Genomic DNA, 818 nt, shown 5'->3' on the forward strand with positions numbered 1-818 from the left:
TTCCGCACCGAGTTCCTCTTCCTCGACGCGAAGGAGGCGCCCTCGGTCGCCGAGCAGGCGGAGCAGTACACGCGCCTGCTCGCTGCGTTCCCCGGCCGCAAGGTCGTCGTCCGCGCGCTCGACGCCGGCGCCGACAAGCCGCTGAGCTTCCTCAACGACGACCACGAGGAGAACCCGGCCCTCGGTCTCCGCGGACTGCGCGCCCTCCGCGCCAGCGAGCAGATCCTCCGCGACCAGCTCACCGCCCTCGCCCAGGCCGATGCCGCGACCGACGCCGACCTCTGGGTCATGGCGCCGATGGTCGCGACCGTGGACGAGACCCGCTACTTCACCTCGATGGCGCGGGAGCTCGGCATCCGCACCGCCGGAGTGATGGTGGAGGTCCCCTCCTCCGCCCTGCTCGCCGACCGCATCCTCGGAGTCGCGGACTTCGCCTCGATCGGCACCAACGACCTGACCCAGTACACGCTCGCCGCCGACCGCATGCTCGGCACGGTCTCGGCGTTCCAAGACCCGTGGCACCCGGCCGTGCTCCGCCTCGTCGGCGAGGTCGGCCGCGCGGGAGCGGCGCTGGGCAAGCCCGTCGGGATCTGCGGAGAAGCCGCCGCCGACCCGCTGCTCGCCGTGGTCCTCGTCGGCCTCGGCGCCACCACCCTCTCGATGTCGCCGTCGGCTCTCGCCGACGTCCGCGCCGAGCTGGCCGAGCACACCCTCGACGACGCCAAGCGGTACGCGGAGCTCGCTCTCGCCGCCGACAGCGCCGTCGACGCCCGCTCCGCGGTCACCGAGGCGATCGCCGCCTCCTGATCCCGGATCAC

The 818-nt window shown here is 73.2% G+C and carries 1 protein-coding gene; it reads left to right on the forward strand.

Annotated elements, in window-relative coordinates; translation table 11 throughout:
* On the forward strand, positions 1 to 807 hold an 807-nt coding region (locus C5C54_RS17505; RefSeq protein ID WP_146078908.1), incomplete at its 5' end, for a putative PEP-binding protein.
* Between the last annotated feature and the right edge of the window lie 11 nt (positions 808 to 818).

This window comes from Rathayibacter sp. AY1F2, assembly GCF_002930885.1.
Classification (GTDB): Bacteria; Actinomycetota; Actinomycetes; order Actinomycetales; family Microbacteriaceae; genus Rathayibacter.